Source organism: Corynebacterium drakensteinense (genome assembly GCF_041224285.1).
Classification (GTDB): Bacteria; Actinomycetota; Actinomycetes; order Mycobacteriales; family Mycobacteriaceae; genus Corynebacterium.
Window position 1 is genome coordinate 1 of the sequence record NZ_JAXOFP010000043.1, and the last position, 502, is coordinate 502.

The following is a 502-nucleotide window of genomic DNA, read 5'->3' on the forward strand; positions in this document are numbered from 1 at the left end:
GGCCGATGATTCCGACGACTCAGATGACACAGACGACTCGGCTGACTCCGACGAAAAGGACTCCAAGTCCGAAGAAAAAGAAGAGTCCAAATCCGACGACAAAGAGTCTGCTTCCAAGAAGAAGTCTTCCGGCGGTTCCGGTAAGGCTACCGACGTCGAAATGCCAGAACTCGGCGAATCCGTCACCGAAGGCACCATCACCCAGTGGCTGAAGTCCGTCGGCGACACCGTCGAAGTAGACGAACCACTTCTCGAAGTATCTACCGACAAGGTCGACACCGAAGTTCCATCGCCTGTAGCAGGCACCATCGTTGAAATTCTTGCCGACGAAGACGACACCGTCGAAGTTGGCGACGTCATCGTCCGCATCGGTGACGAAGACGCCGCAGCAGACGGTGCCGACGATTCCGACGACTCAGATGACACAGACGACTCGGCTGACTCCGACGAAAAGGACTCCAAGTCCGAAGAAAAAGAAGAGTCCAAATCCGACGACAAAGAG

1 protein-coding gene is annotated in these 502 nt (G+C 55.2%); it reads left to right on the plus strand.

From position 1 onward, the window contains the following. Nucleotides 1-502 (plus strand): biotin/lipoyl-containing protein (locus U1140_RS11365; protein ID WP_369847966.1); only part of this gene is annotated, 502 nt, incomplete at both ends.